The organism is Kitasatospora sp. NPDC059577 (genome assembly GCF_042735475.1).
In the GTDB taxonomy this organism is placed as follows: Bacteria; Actinomycetota; Actinomycetes; order Streptomycetales; family Streptomycetaceae; genus Kitasatospora.
Genome location: NZ_JBHWBZ010000017.1, coordinates 136895 through 145094, shown reverse-complemented (window position 1 = coordinate 145094; position 8200 = coordinate 136895). Strand labels below are relative to the sequence as shown.

Genomic DNA, 8200 nt, shown 5'->3' with positions numbered 1-8200 from the left:
AAGGAACGGACGCTTCCTTCGGACTGCCTTCCAGCAGGCCCTCCGGGCTTCGTTCTTTCGTGTTTCCAGCTTATCAGATGTTTTCCGCTCCGTTTCCGGGGCTTCGTTCATCCAACTCGCCGGTGTCTTCCGGGGCTTGACGCCCTGTCCGACGTTTCAAACTCTAGCCGATCCGTACTCCGAAAAGCGAATCCGCCGCAATCCGATAAAACGAGCACGCCAAACAGGAACCGAGCCGCGACGCAGAAATGCGAACGCAACCCAGCCCGAACCTGGGAAGTGGTGTTTCAGAGGATTGGCTGCCTCGGGACCGTCCGCGCTGGTGCGTGTCCGGTGCTCCCTGCCAGGCAGCTCGAAGAACACTAGACCTCTGGGGTGACCGAGTCAAGCGCCGCAAGTGGATTTTCGGCTACCGCATCCGCCGGCAGGTGGAAGGCCAGGACCGCGACGTCGTCGTCGTGTTCCGAGGTCACCCCCATGGCCCTCAGCAGCCGCGCGCAGATCACGTCCGGGGCGCCGATCGCACCGGTCAGGGTCCGGGCGAGGAGGTCCAGGCCCTGGTCGATGTCCTCGTCGCGGCGTTCGACGAGGCCGTCCGTATAGAGGACGCCGGTGGTGCCGGGGAGCAGGCGGAGGGTGTGGGACACGTGCAGGCCGTCGCCGGTGCCGAGCGGGGGGCCGTTCTGTTCCTCGCTGCGCAGGATGGTGCCGTCGGGGCAGCGCAGCAGCATCGGGAGGTGGCCGGCCGAGGCGTAGGAGAGGGTGCGGCGCCGCGGGTCCCAGACGGCGTAGGTGCAGGTGGCGATCTGGTTGGCGTCGATCTCCATGGCGAGGCCGTCGAGCAGGCGCATCACTTCGTGCGGGGGCAGGTCGAGCCTGGCGTAGGCGCGGACGGCGGTGCGCAGCTGGCCCATGACGGCGGCGGCCCGCAGGCCGCGGCCCATCACGTCGCCGATGACGAGTGCCGTCCGTCCGCCGTCGATGGCGATGACGTCGTACCAGTCGCCGCCGACGGCGGCCTCGGCGCCGCCGGGCTGGTAGGTGGCGGCGACCCGCAGGTCCGCGGGCTGGTCGAGCTTCTGCGGGAGCAGGCTGCGCTGGAGGGTGACGGCGGCCTCGCGCTGGCGGCGTTCGGCTTCGCGGAGCCGGGCGGCGGCGAGGACCTGGTCGGTGACCTCGGCGGCGAAGATCAGGACGCCGGTGGGCGGGCCCTCGACGGGGGCGTCGCCGGTCTCGCCGGGGCCGAGCGGGACGCAGGAGACGTTGTAGTAGCGGTTGCCGGTGAGGCCGAGGATGCAGCGGGCCTTGACGCTGCGCGGGCGGCCGCCGCGGATGACCTGGTCCATGAGGGGCAGGACGCCCATGGTGCCGAGTTCCGGGAGGGCCTCGCCCGCGGGCAGGCCGGTGGGGCGTTCGCCGAAGAGTTCGCGGTAGGCGCGGTTGGCGTAGCCGAGCTGGTGGAGCGGGCCGTAGGTGACGGCGACCGGGGCGGGGATGCGGTTGAGGACCTCGCGCAGGTTCTGGGGTTTGTGCGGGTCGAGGAGTTCGGCGGTGGTGGTGGTGGTGGTGGGGCTGGTCGGGTCACGGGGGCTGGGCACCACGACGCCGTCGGCGCAGGGCACGCCCTCGTCGGTGCCGGCCCCGGCGGACGGGGTGGCACGCCAGGGGACTCCGGTGAGCCGCGCGCTCCAGCGCATGAGGTTCAAACGACGGCCGCTTCCTCGTTTTCCAGGCATATCATCACTTTTTGTGTACGCGGCGGCACACGGGGTAATGACCAGGTCGGGCTGATCCTGTCAGGCGGAGGCCCGATTCCGGAAGTCGCGCGCCCGGCGTGGCCGTCCGATCGACATCCGGCCCGGGCCGGCGGGGACCGTCAGCGGGGCGCATCCGGTCCGGTGTCGGACGGCCGGCCTAACGTCGGGCCGAACCCGCCTTCGAAGGCCGAACGCGGGTTCTCCATCGCGCCCAGCGAGACCGCCTCCCGGGAGAACACTCCGCCCAGCACCCAGTCCACCAGCACCCGCACCCGGCGCTCGGCACTCGGCAGCCGCCGCAGGTGCCGCGCCCGGTGCAGCCACCAGGCCCGCCGGCCGGTGAGCTTGCCGCCCCGCCGGGTGTGCGCGACGGCCCGGCCCGGACCGAGCGAGGTCGAGCAGGCGGCGGGGCCGGGCTCGTACGCGGCCAGTCCCGGCGCGTGCGGACCGCCGTCCAGGGCCACCGCGATGTTGCGGGCGAGCAGCTCGGCCTCGGCGAAGGCGTGCTGGGCGTTGGGCGCGCAGGGGGCGCCGTCCGCACGGGGATCCGGCACGGCCGCGCAGTCGCCGGCCGCCCAGACGCCGGGCAGGGCGCGACCGTCCGGTCCGACCGCCTGCAGGGTGGCGAGGCAGCGGACCCGGCCGAGGGTGTCCAGCGGCAGGTCGGTGTCGCGCAGCAGCGGGGACGGCCGGACGCCCGCCGTCCAGACCAGGGTGCGGGCGCCGAAGCGGCTGCCGTCGGAGAGCGCGACGACCCGGTCGACCGCGGACTCCAGGGTGGTGCGCAGGCGGATGTCCACGCCGCGTTCGCGCAGTTCGCCGAGGGTGTGCTCGGCGAGCTCGGGTGCCTCCTCGGCGAGGATCCGGTCGGTCGCCTCGACCAGGACCCAGCGCAGGTCCTCCGCACGGACGTTGTGGTAGCCGCGCACGGCGGCGCGGACCATGTCCTCCAGCTCCGCGAGCGCGCCGACGCCCGCGTAGCCGGCGCCGACGAAGACGAAGGTGAGCGCGGCCTGGCGCAGCGCGGGGTCGCGGGTGGCGGAGGCGAGGTCGAGCTGTTCCAGGACGTGGTTGCGCAGGCCCACCGCCTCGCCGACGGTGGAGAAGCCGAGGCCGTGCTCGGCGAGGCCCGGCACCGGCGCCGTCCGGGAGACCGAGCCGGGGGCCACCACCAGGACGTCGTAGGGCAGTTCGATCGGCGCGGGGGGTTCGCCGGGGCCCGCGGCGTCGGCCAGGGCGCGGCGGGCGGCGTGTTCGATCCGGGTGATCCGGGCGGTGATCACCCGGCAGTCCGGCAGGACCCTCCGCAGCGGGACGACCACGTGTCTCGGGTCGATCGAGCCGGCCGCGACCTCGGCCAGCAGCGGGTGGTAGGTGAAGTAGGCCTGGGGCTCGACGACGGTGATCTCCACCTCGCCGCGCCGCAGCCGCTCCCGCAGGCCGCGCTGGAGGTGGAGTGCGGTGGCCGTACCGGCGCAGCCTCCGCCGGCGATCAGGATCCTGATGGTGCACCTCCTGCCGATGTGACGTCTCGTCCCGGCCCCGCGGCCGGGGGTGTCCCCCCATCACGCCCCCCTATGAAGGACCGGCAGGGGTGGTCTTGTCCACAGTCCGTACGGGGCGGGTTGCGACGCGAGTGGCCGCCGTGGCCAGTTGTGCTTCCTGGGCGACTTTCTGACGCACTTTCGGCCGCGAAGAGCCGTGAACTATGGTCGGATTGTGTACCGGGGCGGCCGCCGCCATGACAATCGGCGGCGACGCACCGTGGAGCGGCCACTACGGCCAGTTCCAGCGTTGGCGTGAGAACCCGACTGGGGCACAGTCATCCGGGGAAGGTTAGTTCCCGGACAGGGCCCCGGACGGTGCCGACGCGCCGAGCCGGACGTGGACCCGGCACGGCGGCACGAACCGTGGTCACCGGAACGGGACGGGCGGCACGAGCGATGGGTCATCGGGTCATTTCTGACGGGCTGAGCTGCACCGGGGGGTGCGGGGGCGGGCGACGACAGGGTCCGGATTCGGACGCCTGCGGGGGAGAGTTGGGATGATGGATCAGGAGCAGGTGTTGGGGCGGACGGGCGCACCGCAGGCCGGGCCGGGCGTGGTGCCCGAGCAGCGCGGCCCGGTGGACCTCCCGGCGCAGACCGGGACGGTGCAGGTCGGCGTGGTCCAGGCCGCCGTCCCGTACCGGAGCGAGCCCGCACAGGCCACCGTGCCGGTGCCCGGGGCCCGGCTGCGGGTGGACGCCCGGCGGAACCTGGAGAGCGTGCTGCGGGCGGCCCGCGAGGTGTTCGGCGAGTTCGGCTACGGCGCGCCGATGGAGGAGGTCGCGCGTCGGGCCGGCGTCGGGGTCGGCACGGTCTACCGGCGGTTCCCGAGCAAGGAGGTGCTGGTCCAGCGGATCGCGGCCGAGGAGGTGGCGTGGCTGACCGCGCAGGCCCGCGAGTCGCTGTACGGCGGCGACGGCGCCTGGGACGCGCTGGCCGGCTACCTGGCCCGGGCCGTGAGCAGCGGCGCCGGACGGCTGCTGCCGCCGGAGGCGTTCCGGTACGCGGAGGAGCTGGGCCGGGTGCCCGGGCAGCGGGCCCCGGAAGCGCCCGCGGCGGTCCGCTTCGACCTGCGCGGCGAGGAGGCCCGCTCCGGCGGGACGGCCGAGCCGTCGGCCGCCGACGCCGATCCCCGGCTGCTGCTCCAGCTGCTGGCCGCGCTGGTGGCGCGGGCCGGTGCGGCGGGCGAACTGCGGCCGGGCGTCACGGTGTCGGACGTGGTGCTGGTGCTGACCGCCTCGGTGCCCGTGCACGCGGCCCGGCCGTCGGTCTCGACCCCGGCGCCGGTCGGGTTCTCGCCGGTCTCTCCGCAGACGGACGGTCAGGCGCTCGCCGGCCCCTCGGACCGGCTGCTGCAGATACTGCTGGACGGTCTGCGGGCGCGCTGACGCCCGGTGCCGGGTGCGCTCGCCGCGCCCGGCGGGTGCGGGAGTTGGAGGATCACCGGCGCGCGGGACAGGAGCGCGCGCCGGGTGCGGGCGTCGCACGACCCGGCGCCGCACGCTGGGCGAACACACCCGCGACGGCCCACGGAAGAGTGGGGAACGGCCGGTCCGGCTACCGCCGGTCCCTGCGCTATGCCATCCTTTGCCCGTGGTTGGAGCCAATGTCCGAATGCGCGCCCTTCGCGCGCCGTCGGCGCCGTACGACGGGGAACCTTGCGCCTACGCACTCCCGCGCGCCCTGCCACACTACGGGGGCTGTCGTGGAATCTGGGGTCCGTTGTGAGCGCCGAGGAACAGAACGACTACGGGTACGGGCTCGACTTCGGAGGCCTCCCCGGTAGTACCGCCGAAGGGTCCGCCGCGGGCCCCGGCGGGGTCGGCGGTCCGGGTGGCGTCGGCGGGCACAGCGTCGGCGGCGGACGCGGCGGCGGCGGTCCGGCCCAAGTGCCGGGCGGCACACCGGGTTCGGCCGCCGGACACGTCCCCGACCAGGCCGGGATGCCCAGCCGCGAATCGCTCTCCGCCTCCGCCGCCGCGCTGCCCTCCGGCCGGGTGCCCGGCCAGGCCCCCGCGGGCCGGGGCGGCGTCGCCCCCGAGGCGTTCGTCGGCGAGCCGTTCGGCGGCGGCCGGCGGCCCGCGCGCCCGACCGTGCCCGCCCCCGCCGACCCCGTGGACGGCGAGCGCCCTCCCTCGGACGCCGAGTTGACCGCCCGGGTGCGGGCCGGCGACGACACCGCGTACGAAGAGATCTACCGCCGGCACGCCGAGTCCGTCCGCCGCTACGCCCGCACCTGCTGCCGGGACAACTTCACCGCCGAGGACCTCGCGGGCGAGGTCTTCGCCCGGACCCTGCAGGCGCTGCGGTCGGGCAAGGGACCGGAGTTCGCCGTCCGCGCGTACCTGCTGACCGCCGTGCGCAACGTCGCGGCCGCCTGGCACCGCAGCGAGCGGCGCGAGCAACTCGTCGACGACTTCGCCGTCTTCGCGCAGACCTCGGCCGCCGTCGTCGACCTCGACCTGGCCGACCCGGGCGCCGACGCCTGGGCGATGGCGATGGCCGACCAGCGGATGGTCATGCAGGCCTACGCCGAACTGCCCGAGGACGACCGGGTGGTGCTCTGGCACACCGAGGTCGAGCGGGAATCCCCCAAGACCGTCGCCGTGATGCTCGGCAAGACCGCCAACGCCACCGCCGTCCAGGCCCACCGGGCCCGCGACCGGCTCGCCGCCGCGTTCCTCCAGGCGCACGTCTCCGGCAGCCAGGACCGGGCGTGCGAGGCCTACGCCAACCGGCTCGGGGCGTACGCCCGCGGCTCGCTGCGCAAGCGGGCCTCGGCGGAGGTCGGGCGGCACCTCAAGGAGTGCGACCGCTGCACGGCGGCCTGCCTGGAACTGACCGAGATCAACACCGGCCTTCGTGCGCTGCTGCCCGGCGGCGTGCTCGTCTGGATCGGCCTCGGCGGCTTCGGTGCCGCCGCGGCCGCGGTCGGCGGTGTCGCCGCGGTCGGCGGTGCGGCGGCCGGGACCGCGGCGGCGACCGCCGGGTCCTCCGGCGCGGCGGCCGGCTCCACTGCGGCCGGTACCGCAGCCGCCGCGGGTACGGCGGGGTCCGGGGCCGGTGCGGGCGCCGGTACGGCCGGTGCCGGTACGGCCTCCGGCGCCGGTGGCGGCGCCGCCGTGGCCGGCGAAGGCCTGGGCGCCGCCGCCAAGGCCGGGATCGCCGCCGCCGTCGCGGTGGCCGCGGCCGCCGTCGCCGCGTACGCGCTGACCGGCTCGTCCGAGCCGCAGACCCCGGCCGCCGCTCCCCCGGCCGCCGGCGCCCCGGCCGTCCCGTCCCCGGTACGGCCGGCACCTCCGGCACCCGTCCCCGCGTCGCCCCCGCCGCCCGCGCCCGGCACTCCGGGTCCGGCGCCGGAACAGCCCGCGCCGGCCCCGGAACAGCCCGCGCCGAGCCCCAGTGCGAAGCCGACCGCCAAGCCCACGCAGGCCCCGCCCGCCCCCCGGGCCTCGAAGCCCGCCACCCCGGCACCCAGCAGCCCCCCGGCCCCCGGGCAGACCCCGACTCCCCCGGTCGTGCCCCTGCCGACCCTGCCGCCGGTTCCCACGCCCGAGGTGCCCGTCGTCCCGACGCCCACCCTGCCGCCGGTGCCGACGCCGACCGCCACCCCGCCCTCACCCCCCGCGCCCACCGACTTCTGGGCGGACGTGCTGCCCGTGGTCAAGCCCGGCGGGAACCGGGTGCCGCCGTCCGGACCGAGCATCCGGCAGAAGGGCAGCGACGGCTTCTGGCAGCGCGTCGGCGGCTGGATCAGCGGCGACTACCACCGGCACGCCCTCACCGTGCACGCCCCGGCGACGACCCTGATCGACCTCAACCGCAGCTGCACGTCCTTCGACGCGGTGGCCGGGGTGGACGACGCGACGCTCTCCCCGGGCGGGGTGGTCTTCTCCGTCCAGGGCGGCGACGGCCGCACCCTGTGGCGGTCCGGGACGCTCGCCGCCGGTGACGGGGCGGTGCCGGTGCACGTGCCGCTGGCCGGGCAGAACTCGATCCGGCTGGTGGTCACCCCGGCGCACGGGGTCTGGTCGGCGCTGAACCTCGCGGACTGGGCCGAGGCCCGCTTCAGGTGCTCCTGAGGCGGGCCCCGGGGCGGTGACCGGCGTGGAGCGCGGTCAGACGGCGCAGACGCCGTCCGCGCAGCCCTCCCCGGCCGGGGCGACCTGCACCGGGGCCGGCCGGCGCTCGCCGATCTCGGCGGCGACCTGGTCCAGCACCTTGCGGAAGGTCCCGGCGTCCTGGCCGCCCTGGACCGCCCACTTGCCCTCGAACACGAAGGTCGGCACGGCACTGATGCCGAGCTCCCGGCCCTCGGCCAGCTGGGCCTCGACCTCGGCGGTGCCCTCGTCGCCCGCCAGGTAGGCGGTCACCCGGTCCCGGTCCAGACCGGCCGCCACGGCGACGTCGGCCAGGGCGGCGCGGTCGCCGACGTCGACGCCGTCGGTGAAGTGCGCCTTGAGCAGCGCCTCCTTCAGCCGCCCCTGGACCGCCGCGCCGTACTCGGCCTCGGCGAGGTGCAGCAGGCGGTGGCCCAGGAGGGTGTTGGCGTGCAGTGCGGCGTCGAAGTCGTACGTGATGCCCTCGGCCAGGCCCAGCTCGGCCACCCGGGCGTCCATCGCCACGGACTGCGGGCCGTAGCGGTCGGCCAGCCAGGCGCGGTGCGGGCTCGCCGTCGCGGGGGCGTCCGGGACCAGCTGGTACGGGCGGTAGACGACCTCGACCTGCTCCCGGCCCGGGAAGTCCGCGAGGGCCTGCTCGAAGCGGCGCTTGCCGATGTAGCACCAGGGGCAGGCGATGTCGGACCAGATCTCGACCTTCATGCGGGGGTCTCCAGGGGGCGTCTTGTCAGAAGTGGACGAGATGGGTGAACGATGAACCATCTCGGTACATTCC

General features: G+C 75.3%; 4 protein-coding genes and 1 pseudogene. 2 read left to right on the top strand and 3 right to left on the bottom strand.

The genetic code is table 11. The features are described 5' to 3' along the window. Window positions 1-383: 383 nt before the first annotated feature. A pseudogene (locus ACFV0O_RS16625) lies at window positions 384-1706 on the bottom strand (PP2C family protein-serine/threonine phosphatase); the annotation flags it as partial. Window positions 1707-1876: 170 nt separating this feature from the next. Beyond that, window positions 1877-3262: an NAD(P)/FAD-dependent oxidoreductase gene (locus ACFV0O_RS16620; protein WP_380341888.1), complete on the bottom strand. Its 1386-nt coding sequence runs from the start codon at window positions 3260-3262 to the stop codon at window positions 1877-1879. Between the two features lie 539 nt (window positions 3263-3801). Here ACFV0O_RS16620 and ACFV0O_RS16615 point away from each other — a divergent pair. Then, entirely contained in the window at window positions 3802-4692 is an 891-nt protein-coding gene (locus ACFV0O_RS16615) for a TetR/AcrR family transcriptional regulator (protein ID WP_380341873.1), read from the top strand. 336 nt (window positions 4693-5028) lie between these two features. Next, window positions 5029-7386, top strand: coding sequence for a sigma-70 family RNA polymerase sigma factor (locus ACFV0O_RS16610; protein ID WP_380341870.1), 2358 nt, complete (start codon window positions 5029-5031; stop codon window positions 7384-7386). A 36-nt stretch (window positions 7387-7422) separates the two neighbouring features. Here ACFV0O_RS16610 and ACFV0O_RS16605 read toward each other — a convergent pair whose 3' ends face one another. Further along, a complete protein-coding gene (locus tag ACFV0O_RS16605; protein ID WP_380341867.1) occupies window positions 7423-8127 on the bottom strand; it encodes a DsbA family oxidoreductase in 705 nt (234 codons plus the stop codon). Between the last annotated feature and the right edge of the window lie 73 nt (window positions 8128-8200).